Origin of the sequence: Rhodococcus sp. IC4_135 (assembly GCF_011602025.1) — a bacterium.
Taxonomy (GTDB): Bacteria; Actinomycetota; Actinomycetes; order Mycobacteriales; family Mycobacteriaceae; genus Rhodococcus_F; species Rhodococcus_F baikonurensis.
Window position 1 is genome coordinate 361,764 of sequence record NZ_JAAOLG010000002.1, and the last position, 19,378, is coordinate 381,141.

General features: G+C 61.2%; 20 protein-coding genes. 6 read left to right on the top strand and 14 right to left on the bottom strand.

Features of this window, described 5'->3' with window-relative positions; translation table 11 throughout:
- The first annotated feature begins 89 nt into the window (after window positions 1-89).
- Window positions 90-584: a M23 family metallopeptidase gene (locus G8767_RS06515; RefSeq protein ID WP_240951952.1), complete on the top strand. Its 495-nt coding sequence runs from the start codon at window positions 90-92 to the stop codon at window positions 582-584.
- Between the two features lie 12 nt (window positions 585-596).
- Here the strand turns inward: G8767_RS06515 and G8767_RS06520 are convergent, their stop codons facing one another.
- Together G8767_RS06520 and G8767_RS06525 are read right to left on the bottom strand one after the other, a co-directional pair.
- A complete protein-coding gene (locus G8767_RS06520; protein WP_124566298.1) occupies window positions 597-1,706 on the bottom strand; it encodes an AAA family ATPase in 1,110 nt (369 codons plus the stop codon).
- Between the two features lie 123 nt (window positions 1,707-1,829).
- Window positions 1,830-2,756 (bottom strand): tyrosine recombinase XerC, encoded by a 927-nt coding sequence (locus tag G8767_RS06525; protein WP_166809661.1) that lies wholly within the window; start codon window positions 2,754-2,756, stop codon window positions 1,830-1,832.
- An 84-nt stretch (window positions 2,757-2,840) separates the two neighbouring features.
- Here G8767_RS06525 and G8767_RS06530 point away from each other — a divergent pair, with 84 nt between their 5' ends.
- A complete protein-coding gene (locus G8767_RS06530; protein WP_166809804.1) occupies window positions 2,841-4,013 on the top strand; it encodes a multidrug effflux MFS transporter in 1,173 nt (390 codons plus the stop codon).
- On the opposite strand, the gene G8767_RS06535 is transcribed toward G8767_RS06530, so the two are convergent.
- The 5 genes from G8767_RS06535 to G8767_RS06555 form a co-directional block, all read right to left on the bottom strand.
- Window positions 4,010-4,780, bottom strand: coding sequence for a siderophore-interacting protein (locus tag G8767_RS06535; RefSeq protein ID WP_095970729.1), 771 nt, complete (start codon window positions 4,778-4,780; stop codon window positions 4,010-4,012). The genes G8767_RS06530 and G8767_RS06535 overlap by 4 nt on opposite strands.
- A 294-nt stretch (window positions 4,781-5,074) precedes the next feature.
- Window positions 5,075-5,434, bottom strand: coding sequence for an Lsr2 family protein (locus G8767_RS06540; protein ID WP_003942721.1), 360 nt, complete (start codon window positions 5,432-5,434; stop codon window positions 5,075-5,077).
- 459 nt (window positions 5,435-5,893) lie between these two features.
- Entirely contained in the window at window positions 5,894-7,021 is a 1,128-nt protein-coding gene (gene dprA / locus G8767_RS06545) for a DNA-processing protein DprA (protein ID WP_095970730.1), read from the bottom strand.
- Window positions 7,018-8,526 carry a YifB family Mg chelatase-like AAA ATPase gene (locus G8767_RS06550; RefSeq protein WP_166809662.1) on the bottom strand — a complete coding sequence of 503 codons (1,509 nt, stop codon included), beginning with the start codon at window positions 8,524-8,526 and terminating at the stop codon, window positions 7,018-7,020. The genes dprA and G8767_RS06550 overlap by 4 nt, the downstream gene beginning before the upstream one ends.
- Window positions 8,526-8,882, bottom strand: coding sequence for a YraN family protein (locus G8767_RS06555; protein ID WP_166809663.1), 357 nt, complete (start codon window positions 8,880-8,882; stop codon window positions 8,526-8,528). Before G8767_RS06555 ends, G8767_RS06550 begins: the two co-directional genes overlap by 1 nt.
- A gap of 262 nt (window positions 8,883-9,144) precedes the next feature.
- Here G8767_RS06555 and G8767_RS06560 point away from each other — a divergent pair, with 262 nt between their 5' ends.
- Window positions 9,145-9,879: a hypothetical protein gene (locus G8767_RS06560; protein ID WP_166809664.1), complete on the top strand. Its 735-nt coding sequence runs from the start codon at window positions 9,145-9,147 to the stop codon at window positions 9,877-9,879.
- Between the two features lie 107 nt (window positions 9,880-9,986).
- Here the strand turns inward: G8767_RS06560 and G8767_RS06565 are convergent, their stop codons facing one another.
- A complete protein-coding gene (locus G8767_RS06565; RefSeq protein WP_166809665.1) occupies window positions 9,987-10,802 on the bottom strand; it encodes an AraC family transcriptional regulator in 816 nt (271 codons plus the stop codon).
- A 144-nt stretch (window positions 10,803-10,946) separates the two neighbouring features.
- On the opposite strand from G8767_RS06565, the gene G8767_RS06570 reads away from it, so the two are divergent.
- The 3 genes from G8767_RS06570 to G8767_RS06580 all read left to right on the top strand — a co-directional run bounded on the left by G8767_RS06570 (window position 10,947) and on the right by G8767_RS06580 (window position 13,536).
- Window positions 10,947-11,954, top strand: a complete 1,008-nt coding sequence (locus tag G8767_RS06570) for an iron-siderophore ABC transporter substrate-binding protein (protein WP_206028991.1) — start codon at window positions 10,947-10,949, stop codon at window positions 11,952-11,954.
- A gap of 82 nt (window positions 11,955-12,036) precedes the next feature.
- Window positions 12,037-12,255 carry a hypothetical protein gene (locus tag G8767_RS06575; RefSeq protein ID WP_124566304.1) on the top strand — a complete coding sequence of 73 codons (219 nt, stop codon included), beginning with the start codon at window positions 12,037-12,039 and terminating at the stop codon, window positions 12,253-12,255.
- Between the two features lie 99 nt (window positions 12,256-12,354).
- Entirely contained in the window at window positions 12,355-13,536 is a 1,182-nt protein-coding gene (locus G8767_RS06580) for an RtcB family protein (protein WP_166809667.1), read from the top strand.
- 84 nt (window positions 13,537-13,620) lie between these two features.
- On the opposite strand, the gene G8767_RS06585 is transcribed toward G8767_RS06580, so the two are convergent.
- From G8767_RS06585 to G8767_RS06610, 6 genes are all read right to left on the bottom strand, one after another.
- The gene (locus G8767_RS06585) at window positions 13,621-13,926 is read right to left on the bottom strand and encodes a DUF2469 domain-containing protein (protein WP_003942715.1); all 306 of its coding nucleotides are present in this window, start codon (window positions 13,924-13,926) and stop codon (window positions 13,621-13,623) included.
- 37 nt (window positions 13,927-13,963) lie between these two features.
- Window positions 13,964-14,644 carry a ribonuclease HII gene (locus G8767_RS06590; RefSeq protein ID WP_095969243.1) on the bottom strand — a complete coding sequence of 227 codons (681 nt, stop codon included), beginning with the start codon at window positions 14,642-14,644 and terminating at the stop codon, window positions 13,964-13,966.
- 50 nt (window positions 14,645-14,694) lie between these two features.
- Window positions 14,695-15,498, bottom strand: a complete 804-nt coding sequence (gene lepB, locus G8767_RS06595) for a signal peptidase I (protein WP_200315319.1) — start codon at window positions 15,496-15,498, stop codon at window positions 14,695-14,697.
- Window positions 15,499-15,553: 55 nt separating this feature from the next.
- A complete protein-coding gene (gene rplS / locus G8767_RS06600; RefSeq protein ID WP_003942791.1) occupies window positions 15,554-15,895 on the bottom strand; it encodes a 50S ribosomal protein L19 in 342 nt (113 codons plus the stop codon).
- 89 nt (window positions 15,896-15,984) lie between these two features.
- On the bottom strand, window positions 15,985-16,872 hold the full coding sequence (locus G8767_RS06605) for a hypothetical protein (protein WP_003942742.1): 888 nt from the start codon (window positions 16,870-16,872) through the stop codon (window positions 15,985-15,987).
- Window positions 16,873-16,976: 104 nt separating this feature from the next.
- Complete coding sequence (locus G8767_RS06610) at window positions 16,977-19,316, bottom strand: Tex family protein (protein WP_166809668.1); 2,340 nt, start codon at window positions 19,314-19,316, stop codon at window positions 16,977-16,979.
- Window positions 19,317-19,378: the final 62 nt, after the last annotated feature.

Below are 19,378 nucleotides of genomic sequence, written 5' to 3' on the forward strand. Positions count from 1 at the left end.
GGCGGTTGTGGATCGGCGGTTCTCTTGTGGATTACCCGCCTGATCTGCGTTGAAGCGCGAACGACTCCACGGAAGATCAAGGAATGACGATGTTGAGCGGAGCCCGGCGCGGCGTGGTCGTTGCCATGATCTCCTGCTGTGCCGCCGTCGGCACGGCGTCGGCAGACGCGCGTTTCGACTGGCCGCTCGCTCCCCGGCCGCACGTGGAACGCGTATTCGACAAACCGGCCGAGAACTGGCTGCCGGGTAATCGCGGCGTCGATCTCGGCGGCAGTGCCGGCCAACCCGTCCTCGCTGCCGGCGAGGGCATCGTGGCGTTCGCCGGAGTCGTCGCGGGCAAGCCGACGGTCTCGATAGATCATTCCGGCGGCCTACGCACGACCTACGAACCCGTGGTGGCCGACGTTCGCGCCGGTGAACGTGTCGCGGCCGGGGCCGCGATCGGCACCCTGGAATCCGGCCACGAAGGGTGCGTCGTCGCTGCATGTTTGCATTGGGGCGTGCGACGAGGGCGCGAGTATCTCGATCCCCTCGGTCTTGTTCGGACGCAACCGCTCAGGCTCAAGCCACTGAGAGATGGTTGATCAGTCGCAGAATCAGTGCCATTCGGAAACGGCGTGCCGACCCACAGCGTCCGCGAAGTCGTCGGCCACCATCGCTGCCAATTCCATGAATGCTCGCCTGGTGGCCGGTCGCATCAACTCGAGGTCCATCACCGACCCCTCCGCGAGATGCTCGTCGAATGGAATGACCTCGACGGCGCGGCATCGACGCATGAAATAGTCCACCAACGCGTCCATGTCGATCACGCTCGACCCTGGACGGGCGGCACTGATGACGACGACGGTCCGTTCGACCAGGTGACCGTAACCATGCAACTGAAGCCAATCGAGCGTCGCCGCCGCACTTCGGGCCCCGTCGATTGCCGGCGAACTGACGAGCACCAACGAATTGGCAAGATCGAGAACGCCGTTCATCGCCGAGTGCATGATCCCGGTACCGCAATCGGTGAGGATGATGTTGTAGTAGACCTGCAAGATGTCGATGACCTGGCGATAGTCCGCCTCGCTGAATGCTTCCGAAATCGCCGGATCCTGCTCACTCGCCAGGACCTCGAGACGACTCGGCGACTGTGATGTGTGCACTCGCACGTCCGAATAGCTCTTGATGTCCGGCCGCGCGGCAATCAGATCGCGCACTGTCGAATTGGTCTGCAGCGGAACACGTTGCGCCAAAGTTCCGAAATCGGGATTGGCGTCGACCGCCACGACACAGTCGCCGCGAAGCGACGCAAACGTTGCACCGAGCCCCACCGTGACCGTTGTCTTGCCCACGCCCCCCTTGAGCGAGAGCAAAGCAATTCGGTAGTCGTTGCGTATCGGCTGTTCGATGCGGGCGGCCAGGGCGCGGTTGCGCTGTTCGTTGGTCGATTCCCCCAGATTGACCACACCACCGGTCGCACGATGCAATCCTCGCCGCCAGCCACCCCGGGGTGTCCGTTTGGGGCGTTTCAGTAAAGCCTCGGCAACCAGATCCTGGTTTGTCACCTGCTGCTGACTGGACGGCGGCGGTGGCGCCGTCCAGGCCTCTTGCGGTCGCACCGCAGGCTCCGGCGTCGGCACCGGCAGTGGAGCCGGTTGCGGCGCTTCGGACAGCCAGGCCGGTTGGCCACTGTTCGGCGGGTGCTTCACATCTTGGCGGTTCACGAATCCCCCGGATATCGCATGTAATCGAGTGTCTCGACACGACGATCGAACTTTGCCGATTGTTCACTCTTCCGACCTGCGACGCTACCAAATACCGGCCGAGAACTCGCGTCGCTTGACGATCTAGGCGCGTGGATGGGCCTGATCGTGGACGGATCGAAGCCGTTCGACCGACACATGCGTGTACAGCTGAGTGGTCGCCAGACTCGCATGCCCGAGGAGTTCTTGGACCACACGAAGATCAGCACCACCCTCCAGCAAATGTGTCGCAGCCGAGTGCCGAAGCCCGTGCGGACCCATGTCGGGAGCTCCTGGAATTGCAGCCATCGTTTCGTGGACGACCGAACGCGCCTGCCGCTGATCGAGCCTGCCGCCTCGAACTCCGAGAAGCAATGCTCGCCCGGACCGATCCGAACTCAGTGCGGGTCGCCCGTGCTCCAGCCACCCGTTCAGTGCCGACTCTGCGGGCAGTCCGTAGGGCACCGATCGCTCCTTGTTGCCCTTGCCGAGAACACGAAGCAATCGTCGATCGGCGTCGACCGACTCTAAGTCCAGTCCACACAACTCACCGACACGAATTCCGGTGGAGTACAACAATTCCACGATGAGCCTATCCCGCAGGGCGAGCGGCTCTTGTTGCTGCGCACCGCTTTCCGCCGCATCCATGGCGTCGAGGGCTTGACTCTGACGCAGCACCGTCGGCAGTGTACGACGAGCAGGTGGAGCCGCCAGACGTGTACCAGGATCGACGGGAATGCGTCCGGTCTGCGCGAGCCACGCTGTGAAACCGCGCGCCGACGACGCCCGACGAGCGACCGTCGTGCGGGCCGTTCCGACGGCATTCTGGGCGGCCAACCACGAGCGCATGACCCCTAGGTCGAGGCCGTCGAGATCTACCTTCTCCGAACCCGCGGCGAAATGGGTCAGCAATGCCCGTGCGTCGCCGACGTAGGCGCGGATCGTGTGTTCCGACCGACCCCGACTAAGTCGGAGGTGCTCGGCATAGGCATCGAGGTGATCACTCAAGCTCGCCGGCAATGCGTCAGTCATGAACACACGCTCGCCCGCCGCGATTGAAACTGCAAGCTGCCTCGCCGATAGGGTTGATCGGTGAATCGAGCAATTCCTCTGAAGATGTTGTGTGTACTGGCACTGATTTCCGCAATCGCTCCACTGTCCATCGACATGTACCTGCCCGGCCTACCCTTGATGGCGGATGCACTCGACACTACTGCGGCCAGCGTTCAGCTGACACTGACCACCTTCATGGCGGGCCTCGGAATCGGGCAGCTGATCATCGGGCCGATCTCCGACGGACTGGGCAGGCGACGAATACTGCTGGCCGCGACAATCATCACGGCACTGAGCGGCGCGGCATGCGCAGTGGCACCGAACATCGAGTTTCTCATCGGTGCGCGACTCGTCCAGGGATTGAGCGGAGGCGCTGCCATAGTCCTTGCCCGCGCTTGTATTGCCGATCGAGCACGTGGCGACGACGCGGCGAAGCTTTTCAGCATCATGATGATCATCGGCGGTATCGCTCCCGTGGTCGCCCCACTGATCGGCGGTGCACTTCTCGGCCCCGTCGGATGGCGCGGAATCTTCTGGGTGCTGGCCGTCGCAGGTGCTGTGATGGTGGCTGGCGTCGTGTTGCTTGTTCCCGAGACACTTCCACCCGAGCGACGCCACGGCGGTGGATTGAAGGCACTGATCTCGAATCTGCGATATGTCGTCCGAAATCGGCACTACCTCGGTTATGCACTCGCATTCGTCTTCGGATTCGGCGCCCTGTTCGCGTATATCTCCGCATCACCGTTCGTCATTCAGAACGTCCTGGGGCTCACTCCGTCACAGTTCTCGATAGTGTTCGCAGTGAACGCCACCGGAATGGTCACGGCAGCGATGATCACCACTCGCCTTCTCGGCCGAGTCGGCGCTCGCACATTACTGCGATTCGGGGTGTGCCTACTCCTCACCGGCGGTGCCGTATTGTTCTGCACCAGTGTGGTTTTCAGCTCCACGAATCCCTGGTTGATCTTGGGCCCGCTGTTCGTCGCCATTTCGAGCATCGGGTTCATCATGGGCAATGCAACCGCTCTCGCCCAAGGAGAGGTCACCAACGCGGCCGGAACCGGCTCAGCACTGATGGGAGCGGGCCAGTTCGGCTTGGCCGCGCTGGTTTCGCCGTTGGTGGGAATTGCGGGAGAAGACACGGCAGTTCCGATGGCAATCGCAATTCCCACCTTCGGAGTTCTCGCGGCCGTTGCGCTCGTGTTGCTGACTCGCGGCAAGGCCGCAGCAGCTTAGCTTTCGGCCGCGGCGAATTCGGACTTCCACACTCGGAAGCCCTCTTCGGTGCGACCACGACGCCAGTATCCGGAGATAGAAGCGGCCGACGCCGGGACATTTCGTTCCTTGCGAATGTATGGCCGAAGGTTATGCATGACGGCTTGCGCCTCGCCGTGAATGAATACGTGAGGTTCACCTGGCAGCCACTCGAGCGCCTTGACCGCGGCAACAACTGGCGCGTTGTCACCTGCCGACTCTTCACCCACCGCGTCGGACGACGCTCCGCGATGCAGCCAGGTCACGGCAATGCCCTCTGGAGCATCGAGTGCAATCTCGTCTTCCGGTCCACCGACTTCGACGACGGCGTAGCCGACCGCATCCGGCGCCAATCTTGCTATCGACGCAGAAATGGCAGGTATTGCGGTCTCGTCACCGACGAACAGATACCAATCAGCGGACGGTGACGGTGAAAACGCGCCGCCCGGTCCACGCAGGGTAATCTCAGTGCCCGGCTGAACTGAAGCCGCCCAAGGACCTGCAACTCCGACGTCACCATGGACGACGAAATCGATCGCTATCTCTTTGGTAGCAAGATCGTAGGAACGGATCGTGTAGGTACGCAGGACGGGCTGATCAGGAGTGCCGAATTCGATCTTTACATAGGAATCGCTGTATTCGCTGGGAGTGAACGACTCGAAGCCTGGTCCCCCGAGAAACACTCGTACCATATGGGGGGTCAATTGTTCGGTCCGCAGAACCGTCAATGCAGTTGTCGGCTTGGCCACAGAAAGATCCTTCCGAAAGTTAGTGTTACCTAACTAATGTACACGACAATTGCAGCACGAGGGCGAAATACCTCGCCGACGACTCCACGCAGCGCTCTGTCGGCCCTTGTACGCAACGAAAGAAACCGACCAATCTGCTGGGTAAATACGGTGCCGTATACGCAAATTCTCTGATCAGCTTCACATAGACGACCTGTCGGACAAAGCTGTCCGAGAACTCGGCAAAGCAACAGTAAAATACACCTCTGGCTCCCGGCGAAGTTCGCCGGGAGCCAGAGGTGTATTTAATTCAATCTAGTGTGCAGCGTCGAAAGCGTCGATGATTTCCGCTTTGATACGTCCACGCGGAGCAACTTCGTAACCGTTCTTACCCGCCCAGTCACGGATGGCCTGGAGCGTCTCCTTGGAGCGGCCTGAACCCGATGTGGCCTGCGGAGATGCAGCCTGAGCCTTCTTACCGCGCTTCCCGCTCACCTTCGCAGCCGCCTCGACGAACGGCTTCACCGCAGCGTCGAACTTCTCCGCATTGGTGGCGCGCAGATCGATCACGTAATCCGTTCCCTGGTAAGAGAACTCAATTCGATCACCGAATCCATCGTCAATCGGCTTACCGTCAAGGTCGTCGATGAGTTGCCGAATCAGCTTCTCAGCCATTGCACTCCTCTTTCAATGATCGATTCAATTCTCCTTCACAATACACAGATAGAGCGTTGATGAACAAAAGAAGTTCGTAAGTCTCCGTGATTTCCGAACAGACTCAATGGTCCGAATTAGCAGCAGGTTAGCGGCATTGCCTCGAACGAACATGGTCCCGAAATTTTGTACATTCACACTTCGGGTACCGGGTGTCGATCAATACCCGCCGTCATCGTGATCCAGACTAATCGGACTTCTATGCACATAGACCTGAGGCTTTCCTGAGACTTGTCGAACCTGCAGGTCGGGTCGGCAAAGCGGGGTCGAGAATTACATTGCACACAGTCGAGCAAATTCACGAAATATAGCCCTGACGTGCAATTACCGATGCACTGACGGTATTGAAGATTCGCTGCCTTCGGAAACGATTAGTGAGCATCGCCACGCATGGTCGGACAGCGCAGAGAGGTTCACGAACTACCGCGTCCGAAACCAACCACTCGAATCAGAACTTGCAAATCCCTCGAGTTCGAGCAGAGGAAGAGTTGCACGAACCTGAGCTATGAGCAAGCCCGATTCCTCGGACAACTCACGGGTACTACGAGACCCTGTTCCCGGCAGAGCTTCGTATACCAACCGAGAATTGCCGCGCAATGAGTCGATGTCACGCGTCGCCGCAGCATCCTCCGCGGAATCCCCGACACCAAATGGACCTGACGCTTCGACTACATCCACGGCATTGGAAACGAGTTGCGCTTCACCTTCGCGAATCATCCGGTGACATCCGGTCGACGATGCCGATGTCACCGGTCCCGGCACCGCCATTACCGGGCGCCCCAATTTCCGAGCCCAATTGGCGGTATTGCGTGCCCCACTGCGCCAACCCGCCTCGACAACCACGACTCCGTCCGACAACGCAGCTACCAGTCGATTCCGTGCCAGAAATCGGAACTTTGCAGGTGTCGTGCCGGGTGGATATTCACTTATCACCGCACCCGAATTCGCTATCTGTTTGAGTAGTCGCGCATGCCCGGACGGATACGCTCGATCCACCCCACAGGCCAAGACGGCCAGAGTGGTTCCGCCTACGCCCAATGCAGCGCGGTGCGCGGCCCCGTCGATACCGAAGGCCGCCCCGGAAATCACGGTCCATCCGTCGACGGCGAGGTCACCGGCAATCTCTGCCGTCACATGTTCGCCGTATGCAGTCGATGCCCGCGTGCCGACAATCCCAACCGATCTCTCGGTGAGATCAACCAAATCCCCAGACCCCAACATCCACAACACAAATGGTGCCGTCTCGCCCCCGGAGGCATCGAGTCCGTCGAAGGAAAGCATCCGCCACGCAGGCCAATCGGTGCAGTTCGGAGTTACGAGCCTGCCACCCATTGCCTCCATCAGGTCGAGATCTCGCTGGGCGGTGTCGATGTGAGCGCGGGCTCGCGTCTTCTCCTCGATCGAGGGCGGCAGATCGCCCTTGCGAACCGCCCTCGCAGTTTCTTCGACCCCGAGCTCGTCGATCAACATGGACATATACGCGCTGGGCCCCTGCACGACGCGGGACAGATATGCCCAAGCGAGTAGTCGTGGATCGTGTGCAGTCATTGGAATCCCCTGTCTCGGAAGTCGAGTGCGGTGACAACTTGGTCGGGCCCTGGCATCGCCTCACCTGCCAGATCGGCGACACTCCAGGCAACCCGCAACGCTCGGTCAGCCCCACGAGCGGTTATCACCCCTTTACGCAGCGCCCGTTCCACCGGCGCCAACGCCGCACGCGAGAGTCTGAACTTCTGCCTCAACGCAGGCCCTGGCACTTCCGCGTTGGTCCGCCACCCGTACTCGCTCCACCGCTGGGCTGCAGTGTCTCGAGCTGCCGCCACGCGCGCACGAACATCGCCGGTGCTTTCCCCCACTTCGTCGATCAGCGCTCCGGTCGCAACGGCTTGCATCCGGACCCTGATGTCGACTCGGTCCAAGAGCGGGCCGGACAATTTCCCCAGGTACCGGCGACGCGCCGCGGGTGCACAGACACAATCCGCGTCTCTCGGCGGCGCGCACGGGCAGGGATTGGCGGCCAGGATCAGCTGGAACCGCGCCGGGTACCGCGCAACTCCGTCTCGCCGGGCGATTCGCACCTCCCCGTCTTCGAGCGGCGTGCGTAGCGCTTCGAGCACTTTCACCCCGATCTCGGCACATTCGTCGAGGAACAGCACGCCGCGATGGGCGCGGCTGACCGCACCAGGACGAGCCATCCCGCTACCACCACCCACCAGCGCGCTGACCGACGAACTGTGATGCGGCGCAATGAAAGGCGGCATGTCTATCAACGGCCGATCCTCCGGCAACACCCCCGCCACCGAATGAATCGCCGTCACCTCCAACGACTCCCCCTCCGTCAACGGCGGCAGAATCCCCGGAAGCCTCTGCGCCAACATCGTTTTCCCGATCCCCGGCGGACCCGTCAACATCAGATGATGCGCACCCGCCGCCGCAACCTCGATCGCCCACCGAGCATCCGTCTGCCCGACAACCTCACTCAAATCCCGCACCACCACCGAATCCGCACGCTCGAAAACATCAGGAACAGCCAACGCCAACTCACCACGCAACCACCCGATCACCGCAGACAAATCGTCGGCACCCAGCACCTCGATCCCCTTGACCAGGCCCGCCTCAGCCAACGCCCGAGCCGGAACCACCACAGTCCCCCACCCCGCCCGCTTCGCCGCAAGCACCGCAGGCAACACACCACGCACCGTCCGCAAACGACCGTCGAGCGCCAACTCCCCCAAAAACACAGTCTCCCGCAACAACTTCCGCGGCAACTTCTTCGCCGCATCGAGAACCGACAACGACAAAGCCAAATCGTAAACACTGCCCACCTTCGGCAACGTCGCCGGCGACAACGCCAAAATCACCTTGCTATCCGGCCACTCCTCACCAGAATTGGTCACCGCCGCCCGAATCCGATCACGCGACTCGTGCAACGCCGTATCAGGCAGCCCCACCAAATACACCGCTGGCAACCCGCGCCCGATATCCGCCTCGATCTCCACAATCTGCCCGTCCACACCACTGACCGCAACAGAATGCGCCCGCCCCAACGCCATCAGAACGCATCCACAAAATGCTCGACCGAAAACTCGCCGCCGCGGCCGATCAACACAGCCACCACATCAAAACGCACCCTCGACCACGACCGACCCGAATCAGCCAGCCACTGCATCGCCAACACCCGAATCCGACGCTGCTTCGCGAACGTCACCGACTCCGCCGGACTCCCGTACCCGACACCAGAGCGAGTCTTCACCTCCACGAACACAATTCGATCACCGGATGTCGCAATCACATCCAACTCGCCGTACCGACAACGCCAATTACGCTCGACAATCTCCAAACCCGCATCGATCAGGAACTCGACAGCCACATCCTCACCCCGAGCACCCAACGCCATATTCCTCGCCATCACAGCCCCCACCACTCACACGACCGCGCCCGCCCATACGAAACGCGTCCCAACCACCACCCTCGACCCACCACCACAAAACCAAGCCACCCACAACCGACCTGTGGACAACCCAGAACCTGTGGAATTCGGCAGCGCGATACATCAACGACGGCGCACACTTCGACAATTTTCTGAAATCACCACAAATTGGACGAAAGTCCAGTAGAACTAGTTACAGTTTTGCTCAAACCGTCACGCACCCCGCTGAATGGAGTTCTATATGGCCCGCCGCTCACTACGCCACGCAGTAGCCACCACCACTTCCCTCGTTCTCCTCGCCGCCGGCGTCACCGTTGGACTTGGAGCCTCGGTGGCGCAAGCAGCACCGGCCTGCGCGCTCAACCAGTCGGTGACCGACGATTGGCCCGGCTCCGTCTGGACGCCCTACACCGTCAGCAAGGAGGTTGTCGGCGACGGCAAGGTCGCAGCGGGTCAGACGGTCACCTACATCACCAAGGTTTCCGGTTCGGGAGCACTCGTCAACGAGATCCGCGATTTCCACCCGGCAGGATTCCAGCTGGTGAAGGCTCGCCTGAACGTCAAATGGCTTATCGGCGACCAGAAGTGGGACGACGTCACCAAGACCGTCGTCGTCGGCAATGACTCCGTAATCGCCAAGGGCGGCGGATGGACCACGGCGGGCGGCGGTATCATCGCTTTGGAGACCACCTACAGAGTTCCCGATAACGCAGTTGTCGGCACGCAGCTCGACAGCGGCGCCGGCACCAACATTGTGCTCGCGGGCGGAAACTGGAACATCAATCCGATGGGTGTGTGTGTCACCATCCGGCAGCCGAACCCCGTCGAGGCGGGCGCCGGAAGCCTCGAGGACATGGGCTTCGGCTCACTCAACTCCGGATCGGGCCAGGTATTCGGCTCCCTGACCGACCCGCAGGGGTCGATGACCAATGTCATCAGCGGCGTCTTGGGCAATGTGCTCGGCAACATGAGCTGACTCAGTTCGGATGAGTAAATGGGCCGGGCCACCAGCACATGCTGGCAGCTCGGCCCATTTCTACGTTTTCGAAACAAGTTTGGCCATCAACGAATTTCGTCAAGTCGTCAGCGACTCACTGCATCAGCTTTCGCACCGTACCGGGCCGGCGTCGTACCGAAGGTTTCCCGAAATGCGGCGATGAACCCGCTACTGGTCCGGTAACCCACCTGCGGGGCAACGTCATTGACACCCTCACCCCGCGCGAGCATCTCGAGTGATGCGTACATGCGTGCTCGAGTTCTCCACTGCCCGAAGGTAATCCCGGTATCGGCGACAAAGGCTCGCATCAAGGTCTTGGAACTGACCCCGAGTTCGCCCGCCCACTCCCCCAGCGTCCGTGAGTCTGCCGGATCGGCAAGGATGCGGGCAGAAACCGAACTCGCCGCAGCATTACGAGGAACCGCGAGGACGTCGTGCCGTTCGGGTGCTGAAGCCAGAATGTCGTAGAGCAACTCCTGACTCATCAACCGCCGAGCATCGTCGATGGTCCGATCTGCGAGGTGCCGCAACAATTGAGCGGACAGAGCATCGACTTCGAGAACACGTGGCTGAGCCCACCGCGGCCCGGCAGGGCGTAGATCCGGACGCGCATAGGCCGCGATCATGCACCCCTCCGTCAGAAGTGTCATGTCGTGGAGAACGGTGCCCGGCAACCAGACCAAGTGCTCGCTGTGCAGGTGCCACACATTGCCTCCGGCAGCGATCTGCATCGTCCCTTCACTCATCCAGGCGATCTGATGCTCGGGGTGTCGATGAGCTCCGTACGCAGTCACTCCGTCGACGACGTTGGTGTAAACCTGAAAATCTTTGAATGTCCGTCCGCGACTATCGGGCAGCGCTAGCAAGGACTTTGGACGAGTCGAGTACTCGATAGTGGACATTTTGCGTCTTTCTGGGCGTATCCGAGTCCATTCTGAAGGATGGACCGACGATCCTGCAAAGGTTAGCCTCACTTTATTGCTGACGCGACCAGTTCAGCACTTCACGCGGAACTCAGATCACTTCGCCCACCACTTCGAAGGAGCATGCACGTGCCCTCACGTAGCACCCGAATCCTCGCCGCCTTATTCACGACGGCCGCGATCATCGGGTTCTCGACCTCCTGCGGAACCTCGCAAGGCGTCGACACCACATCAGCGACCCAGAGCAACGACGCATTCCCCGTGACGATCGAGCACGCCCTGGGTTCGACGACAATCGACGCCGAACCACAGCGCGTCGTCACACTCGGGTACACCGATCACGAACCACTGCTTGCCTTGGGAGTCGAACCCGTCGGCATGGCCGAATGGTGGGGGTCCGGCTTGGATGAAAGCTGGCCGTGGACGAAGGACTACTGGAAGGGGAAAACTCCGACGTACATCAACAGCGGCGGAGACTTCAACTTCGAGCAAATCGCCTCCCTCGCACCAGATCTGATCCTCGCGCTGTACGCCGACATCGACACGGAAACCTACAAGAAGCTGACCTCGATTGCGCCGACCGTCGCGCAGAGCAAGGACTACGACGCATACACAACGCCGTGGACCGACATGACGGTCACCGCCGGGCGCGCCCTCGGCAAAGAACCACAAGCTCGACAATTGATCACGGATACCGAAAACGCGTTTGCCACCGCTCGCGCTGCGCACCCGGAATTCGCCGGGCAAACCGCGACGATCGTCAACCTCGACACTCCCGAGGGATACGTGTTCTCGTCGCACGACCCACGCGGAATCTTCCTCTCGTCACTCGGATTCACCCTCCCGCCGACGGTCGACACATTTGTCGGCGACCAGTTCGGCGACTGGCTCCCGAACGAGCGCTACGACATCCTCGAGCCCGTCGACCGCTTGATCGTGATGACCGATCCGGAGGGCGAGAAGGCTCTCGCCGGCAACACTCTTTACCAGCGGTTACCCGCTGTGAAAAACGGAAATGCGATAGTCGTGCGATACACCGCAGATCCACCCGTCGGCGCTGCAATGTCCGGCAACACCGTCCTCAGCATCCCCTATGCCATCGACCAGCTGACAGCTACCTTGTCGAAGTAGACAACAGGACCAGGTATCGAAAATATGTTCGAAGAGTGTTAGCCTCAATCCCAGGAAGCACCCACGAACATCGAGGACCGCCATGGACGAGGTACCGGACACCGCGTTAGATCTGGCTCGACTGGTCGACGAGTTGACGGTTCTCGACCAGCGACGCGTCGACATCGGCGAGAGCTTGGTTCACCTCGAGTACCTCTACTCCCGAATGGGCGCTCGGCAACAGGCAGATGCTGCCCGAAAAGCCTTTCAGGAGAAGTATGTCGGGCGAATCTACGAACTCGCAGACGGCCTGCGCACCTGAAAAGGGGTTGCACACAACCACGGACGAAGCGCATGGTCAATCCTGCACGACACACGTCGGACCGATCGGTTTGGCTGTGAACTATGTGGGAGAAATCTGATGGAGAAGATCACCAAGAGGCTGTGGAACTGGGCATCGATACTCGACGAGAACACTCGTGAGCAAGCGCTGCGCACGTCCCAGATGCCTTTTGTCCGTCCACATCTGGCATTGATGCCGGATGCGCACCTCGGTGCGGGTGCGACGGTGGGTTCGGTCATTCCGACGGAAGGCGCAATCATGCCCGCCGCTGTCGGAGTCGATATCGGCTGCGGAATGATCGCGGTCAAAACCCAGTTCAGCGCACGCGACCTTCAAGGCCGCGACCTGAGCGTCCTTCGCCACAGCATCGAACGCTCCGTCCCGCTCTCGGCAGGTGTCTACAACACGACGCTGAGCGACACGGCGCACATCCGCATCGCAGAACTCGAGGCAATGGCGGGCGATCGCCTGGCCTTCTACGACAAGTTCAAGAACAACTGGAGGTTTCAGCTCGGAACGCTGGGTTCTGGCAACCACTTCATCGAGGTGACGCTCGACGAGAGCGACGGCGTCTGGCTGTTCCTGCACTCGGGAAGCCGCGGTATCGGAAACAAGCTCGCACAGCATCACATCAAGATCGCCAAGGACTTGTGCGAGCGGTGGTACATCGACCTTCCCGATCCGGATCTTGCCTACCTGGTCGAGAAGACACCCGAATTCGACTCGTACATCACCGATCTCAACTGGGCTCAGCATTTCGCCCTGCTCAACCGAGAAGAGATGATGGACCGCGTCGTGAAGGACTTCGCGCATTTCATGGGTGACGGCAAACCCGCGATCATCGACGAGCTCGAGCGGATCAACTGCCACCACAACTTCACCCAGAAGGAGTTCCACATGGGTCGCGGAGTGTGGTTGAGCCGTAAGGGTGCGATCAAGGCAGACGAGGGCACGCCCGGGCTCATCCCCGGTTCGATGGGAACCGCGAGTTACGTCGTCGTCGGCAAGGGAAACGTGCCCTCGTTCAAGTCCAGCCCCCACGGCGCGGGTCGGGTGTACGGACGTAACCAGGCACGCAAGACCTTCATCATCGAAGATCTCGACAAGGCGATGGTCGGCATCGAATACAAGCGCTCCGCGGCGTTCCTCGACGAGATCCCGGGTGCGTACAAGGACATCGACGTCGTGATGGACGACGCGAAGGACTTGGTCGAGATTCGACACACCCTGCGTCAGATCGTGAACGTCAAGGGCAACTGATCCGGCACAAAGCAGCGAAATACGAAGTGCCCCGCCGATATCGGCGGGGCACTTCGTCGTCGAGATCTGTGCAGCACGCACAGGTCAGTCAGGAAGGCGCAGATCCGGCTTGTCCAACTCTTCGATGTTGACGTCCTTGAACGTCACGACGCGCACGTACTTCACGAATCGCGCCGGGCGGTACATGTCCCACACCCAGGCGTCGGACATCCGCAGCTCGAAGTAGATTTCCCCGTCGGAATTGTGGGGCAGCAACTCGACCGTGTTGGCCAGGTAGAAACGTCGTTCGGTCTCCACGACGTAGGAGAACTGTCCGACGATGTCCCGGTATTCACGGTAGAGCGACAGCTCCATCTCGGTTTCGTACTTCTCGAGATCCTCGGCACTCATCGGTTTAGCCAGTCCTCCCAGTTCGTCTGAACTTCCATCATCCCGTACGGCCTGCACGTTGTTCCAACCGGACTCCCGCAGCCACCACGTTGGCATAGGTCATGCGGTGTTCGGGGCACGGCCCCAGGTCTTCGAGAGCGTCCATGTGCAGGGGCGTGCTGTATCCCTTGTGAATCGCGAAACCGTATCCGGGATGAGTGCTGTCCATCTCGGTCATCACACGATCTCGGGTGACCTTCGCGAGAACGCTGGCCGCGGCGATACATGCAGCGGCGCCGTCACCGCCGATGACCGGCAGCGACGGAGCCGTCAAACCCGGAACCCGGAACCCGTCGGTGAGGACGTAGCCCGGTTCGAGGTCGAGGCCCGCAACTGCTCGTCGCATCCCCTCGATGTTGGCGACGTGGATACCGATCTGATCGACTTCCGCAGCGGGTACCGAAATAACACTCCACGCCAACGCCAAACGCTTGATGGCCGGGAAGAGCTCCTCGCGCGCGCGTTCGGTCAACTTCTTCGAATCGTCGAGCCGCGCCAGTGCCGCTTGCGGTTTCGGCGCCAGGACACACGCGGCAATGACGAGTGGACCAGCGCACGCTCCGCGCCCGGCTTCGTCGACGCCGGCGACCGGACCGAGTCCGGTTCGCGCCAACGCAGACTCCATCGTCCGCAGACCTGCCGATCTGCGAATGACAACGCGAGGGGGCCAACTACTCACTGTCTCTGCCTACTCGGAACTACGCGAATCCATGTGTGCGGTCCGACAACTCAGTTGCCCTGAATATCAGGCGCATCGATGCCGCCCATTCGCGACGGGGGAAGGACGATGAATCGAGCTTGACCGATGATGTTGTCGATCGGGACTGTTCCCTGGAACTCGTCGTCCACGTGGTAGCGCGAGTCGGCGGAATTGCTGCGGTTGTCGCCCATGACCCACACGTGGCCCTCGGGAACGGTGATCGGTCCGAAGCATCGGCCCGACTTCACTTCGGTGTCACACGTTTGTGTTCCGGGAGTGAACGGGAAATCCATCTTGATGTACGGCTCGTTCAGCGGTTTGCCGTCGACCAGGACTCGGCCCTGGTCGTCACAGCATTCGACGGTCTGGCCACCTGTTGCGATCACTCGCTTGACCAAGTCGTTCTCGTCCGGCGGAACGAGGCCGACCCACGAACCGACTTCTTGAATGCCGCGGACTACAACGTTGTCGGACCGATTGGACACATATTTCGTGTTCCACGAATCGGGTCCCTTGAAGACGACGACGTCACCGGGTTCCGGATCGCCGAAGCGGTATCCGATCTTCTCCACCACGATGCGGTCACCGGTACATCCTGCACAGCCGTGCAGTGTCGGTTCCATCGACTCGGATGGGATGAGAAAAACTCTGAAGACAAATGCCTGAAGGACGATGCTGAGTACCAGCGCTACGCCGATCAGAACAGGGAGTTCTCGCAGGAACGATCGCTGTTTCTTCTGCGGCCGATGTGAGGTCGGTTCCGCGGAACCGCTTGATCCCTCGTGATTCTCGGGTCCGGACGACAATGCCTGCTCCTTCGAAGAATCTGCCACAGAAACCAGATTAGCCCGACACCGCGCGTACGCGGTGCCGGGCTCATCGGAAAGATCAGCGCTTTTCCTTGATCTTCGCCTTCTTGCCACGAAGCTCACGGAGGTAGTACAGCTTGGCGCGACGGACGTCACCGCGGGTCAGAACCTCGATGGAGGCCAGCGTGGGGCTGTGAACCGGGAAGGTGCGCTCGACGCCGACGCCGAAGGAGACCTTACGGACGGTGAAGGTCTCGCGAACGCCGCCGCCCTGGCGACGAATAACGACGCCCTTGAAGACCTGCACGCGCTCCTTGGAGCCTTCGATAACCTTGACGTTCACGTTGAGCGTGTCGCCGGGACGGAACTCGGGGATGTCGTCGCGGAGCGACTTTTTGTCCAGGAAGTCCAGGGTGTTCATATGTCATCCTTGTATTTCGCAGGAGCAGAGGAACCGAGCGGCACGCGTTTCGGTCTCCCGAAACGGCGCTCGTCTGGTTCGTGCCCAGATCAAGTGCTGCTGCCTGGTCCAGGCAACCCGTCCATTGTGCCAGACGCGGACACCAGCGGGGAAATCGGCGGCGGCGGAGCCGCGTGGATGGTGTGGTCCAGTTCCTGCTCGGCCGCGGTCATCGCATGCTCGACGCTCGGTGATCCGGCAATGAGATCCTGGACGTAGATCTTGGCCCGGATGACGGGCCGACGCCACTTCCGCTCACGCTCGAGCGCGCGGTTCATCCGTTTCGGCTTGCGCGTGTACCGCCAGCGAGCCCACGGTGCACCCGGCCGGCTCAAGCGAACCGCTCCGATTACCAGCAGCGGAAAGACGAACAGACCGACGAGCCCCGTCCAGATCTTCCCCTTGAGAATCACGATTGCCGCCAAGGCGAAGTTGATCAACGCGACGAAAACGAAGACCAATTTGATCCACGGATCTCGTTCTTCACGGAATCCGGCGACGTCGAGAAGTTCGAGGGGGCGGAAACCCAGCAGCACCAGACCGGTCACGGCGATCGCGACGAAGACCGCATCCACCGATGTCCGACCTTGTTCGGACCAGTACACATCCTTCAGATAGAAGATCAGTGCGAACTCGTCGAGCACCAACGCCGCACCCATACCGAAGATCGCCGCCAGGACGGCGCCGGTGGTCTGCGAACCATCGACGTAGACCGCGATCAACGCACCACCGGAGATCATCATGGCGATCACACCGAACACGACGTGATGCACATGCTGACCTCCGGGCGCGATGTTGCCCGGCCACCATTTCACTTGCGCGCGAATCATCCGAACGCTGAGGCGGATGAAAAGGAACGCGGACAGGAACCCGAGCAGGAAGAACAGCAACGGCAATCGGCCATGGGCGATGATCTCGCGCTCGAGCCACTCTCGCATCGCTGTCCTCCCTTCACCGAATTCATGATCCGACCCTGATCGGATTCATACCGCCAACCGACTCGATTGTGACGATACGGACTTCGAAAACCCGGCGGACGGATTTACTTGCCGAAGCCCGCCTTGCGCAGAGCGTCGGCCATCGACCCGGCAGCAGGCGCACGGTTGTCCGGTCGCTGCTCGCGTCCACCCTGGCGTCCGCCATTTCCTCGTTGCTGCCCCTGCCCCTGACGCTGACCCTGCGGCTGGCCCTGACGCTGAGGTTGCCCACCACGCGGGCCTTCGGGCTTGCGGGGCGCACCCACCTCGTCATCGAGACGAAGCGTCAGCCCGATGCGTTGGCGTGCCTCGTCCACTTCGAGAACCTTCACCTTGACGACGTCACCGGATTTGACGACCTCGCGTGGGTCCTTGACGAAGTTGTGTGACATCGCGGAGACGTGAACCAGACCGTCCTGATGAACTCCGATGTCGACGAAGGCACCGAAGGCTGCGACGTTGGTGACCACGCCTTCGAGAGTCATACCTGGCTTGAGATGCGCTACCTTCTCGATGCCTGCGGCAAAGGTCGCGGTCTTGAATTCAGGTCGTGGATCTCGTCCCGGCTTCTCCAACTCGGAGATGATGTCGGTGACGGTCGGTAGTCCGAATCGCTCGTCGACGTAGTCGGACGGCTTGACCGATCGAAGTGCCTGCGAGTTTCCGATCACGGTGCGCACGTCCCCGCCCGCACTCGCAACGATCTTGCGAACCACCGGATATGCCTCCGGGTGGACGCTCGACGCGTCGAGCGGGTCGTCACCGTCGGTGATCCGCAGGAAGCCTGCGCACTGCTCGAAAGCCTTGGGTCCCAGGCGGGAGACGTCCTTGAGTCCCTTGCGGGATTTGAACGGACCGTTCTGGTCCCGATGCGCAACGATGCTCTCCGCGAGAGAACCCGCGATTCCGGACACCCGAGCGAGCAGCGGCACGGACGCGGTGTTGACGTCGACGCCGACCGAGTTGACGGCATCCTCGACGACGGCGTCGAGGGAACGTGAGAGCAGCGATTCGGTGATGTCGTGCTGGTACTGACCGACACCGATGGACTTGGGATCGATCTTGACCAACTCCGCCAACGGATCCTGCAGGCGACGCGCAATGGACACCGCACCGCGAATCGAGACGTCGAGGTCGGGAAGTTCCTGCGACGCGTAGGCCGAAGCCGAGTACACCGATGCGCCTGCCTCGGAGACGACGATCTTGGTCAGGTTGGGCGCGCCGGTCTTCTTGATCAGTTCGGTAGCGAGCGTGTCGGTCTCACGTGAGGCCGTGCCGTTGCCGATGGCGATCAGTTCGACGCCGTGCTTGGCGACCAGCCCGGCAAGCGTCGCAAGAGCCGCGTCCCACTTGTTCTGCGGCTGGTGCGGGTAAATCGTCTCGTAGGCAACAACTTTGCCGGTTCCGTCGACGACGGCAACCTTAGTTCCGGTGCGGAATCCGGGGTCGAGTCCCATGGTGGGTCGGGCGCCGGCGGGAGCTGCGAGGAGTAGATCCTTGAGGTTGGTGGCGAAAACGTCGACGGCGTCCTTTTCGGCGGACTGCCGCAGACGCATCCGAGTGTCGATTCCGAGTGTGACGGCGAACTTCGTCTTCCAGGCCCACTTGACGGTGTCGAGAAGCCACCCGTCGGCGGCCCGACCACGGTCGGCGATCTCGAACCGCGACGCGATGCGGCCTTCGTAGACCGTGCGCTCCCCCGCCGCGAGTTCTTCGGTGTCGGCCGCCATGTTGAGCGACAGCACTTCTTCCTTCTCGCCGCGCAGGACGGCGAGGATGCGGTGCGAGGGCAATTTGGAGAACGGTTCCGAGAACTCGAAGTAGTCAGCAAACTTCGAGCCATCAGTTTCCTTGCCCTTGCGGACCGAGGAGACGACCTGGCCGCGATTCCACATCAGCTCGCGCAATTCACCGACCAGATCGGCGTCCTCGGCGAAGCGCTCCACGAGGATCGACCGGGCGCCGTCGAGTTGTTCGTCCGAATACTGCGCGGGATCGGTGGTGGGATCTCCGATGAGAGCATCCGCGACGGGCTCGTGGCCGGCTTCGCGGGCGATCTGCGCCTTGGTGCGCCGCTTCGGCTTGAAGGGGAGGTAGATGTCCTCCAGCCGCGCTTTCGTCTCGGCCAGCATGATCTGACCGCGCAGTTGGTCGTCGAGTTTGCCCTGAGAGTCGATCTCCGTGAGCACGGCGTCACGACGGACGTCGAGCTCGCGGAGATACCGCAGCCGCTCGTCCAGGAGTCGCAGCTGGGCGTCGTCGAGCGTGCCGGTGACTTCCTTGCGGTACCGGGCGATGAAGGGCACCGTGGCTCCGCCGTCGAGAAGGTCGACTGCTGCTGCAACCTGGCCTTCGCGGACGTCGAGTTCCTCGGCAATGCGCTGGTTCACGGTCTTGAGAATCACGAGATCCGACCCTACCGCTATCCTGAGACAAGAAGATCGGCAACAGTGCCGTGTCAGGGCTA

Bases quoted from the DNA above. Each gene is read 5' to 3' on its own strand.
- G8767_RS06565 (WP_166809665.1), bottom strand. From the start codon at position 10,802: ATGTCCACTATCGAGTACTCGACTCGTCCAAAGTCCTTGCTAGCGCTG.
- G8767_RS06530 (WP_166809804.1), top strand. From the start codon at position 2,841: ATGTTGTGTGTACTGGCACTGATTTCCGCAATCGCTCCACTGTCCATC.
- G8767_RS06585 (WP_003942715.1), bottom strand. From the start codon at position 13,926: ATGAGTGCCGAGGATCTCGAGAAGTACGAAACCGAGATGGAGCTGTCG.
- G8767_RS06525 (WP_166809661.1), bottom strand. From the start codon at position 2,756: ATGACTGACGCATTGCCGGCGAGCTTGAGTGATCACCTCGATGCCTAT.
- G8767_RS06515 (WP_240951952.1), top strand. From the start codon at position 90: ATGTTGAGCGGAGCCCGGCGCGGCGTGGTCGTTGCCATGATCTCCTGC.
- G8767_RS06555 (WP_166809663.1), bottom strand. From the start codon at position 8,882: ATGGCGAGGAATATGGCGTTGGGTGCTCGGGGTGAGGATGTGGCTGTC.
- G8767_RS06605 (WP_003942742.1), bottom strand. From the start codon at position 16,872: ATGCGAGAGTGGCTCGAGCGCGAGATCATCGCCCATGGCCGATTGCCG.
- dprA (WP_095970730.1), bottom strand. From the start codon at position 7,021: ATGACTGCACACGATCCACGACTACTCGCTTGGGCATATCTGTCCCGC.
- G8767_RS06560 (WP_166809664.1), top strand. From the start codon at position 9,145: ATGGCCCGCCGCTCACTACGCCACGCAGTAGCCACCACCACTTCCCTC.
- G8767_RS06540 (WP_003942721.1), bottom strand. From the start codon at position 5,434: ATGGCTGAGAAGCTGATTCGGCAACTCATCGACGACCTTGACGGTAAG.
- G8767_RS06570 (WP_206028991.1), top strand. From the start codon at position 10,947: ATGCACGTGCCCTCACGTAGCACCCGAATCCTCGCCGCCTTATTCACG.
- G8767_RS06575 (WP_124566304.1), top strand. From the start codon at position 12,037: ATGGACGAGGTACCGGACACCGCGTTAGATCTGGCTCGACTGGTCGAC.
- rplS (WP_003942791.1), bottom strand. From the start codon at position 15,895: ATGAACACCCTGGACTTCCTGGACAAAAAGTCGCTCCGCGACGACATC.
- G8767_RS06550 (WP_166809662.1), bottom strand. From the start codon at position 8,526: ATGGCGTTGGGGCGGGCGCATTCTGTTGCGGTCAGTGGTGTGGACGGG.
- G8767_RS06580 (WP_166809667.1), top strand. From the start codon at position 12,355: ATGGAGAAGATCACCAAGAGGCTGTGGAACTGGGCATCGATACTCGAC.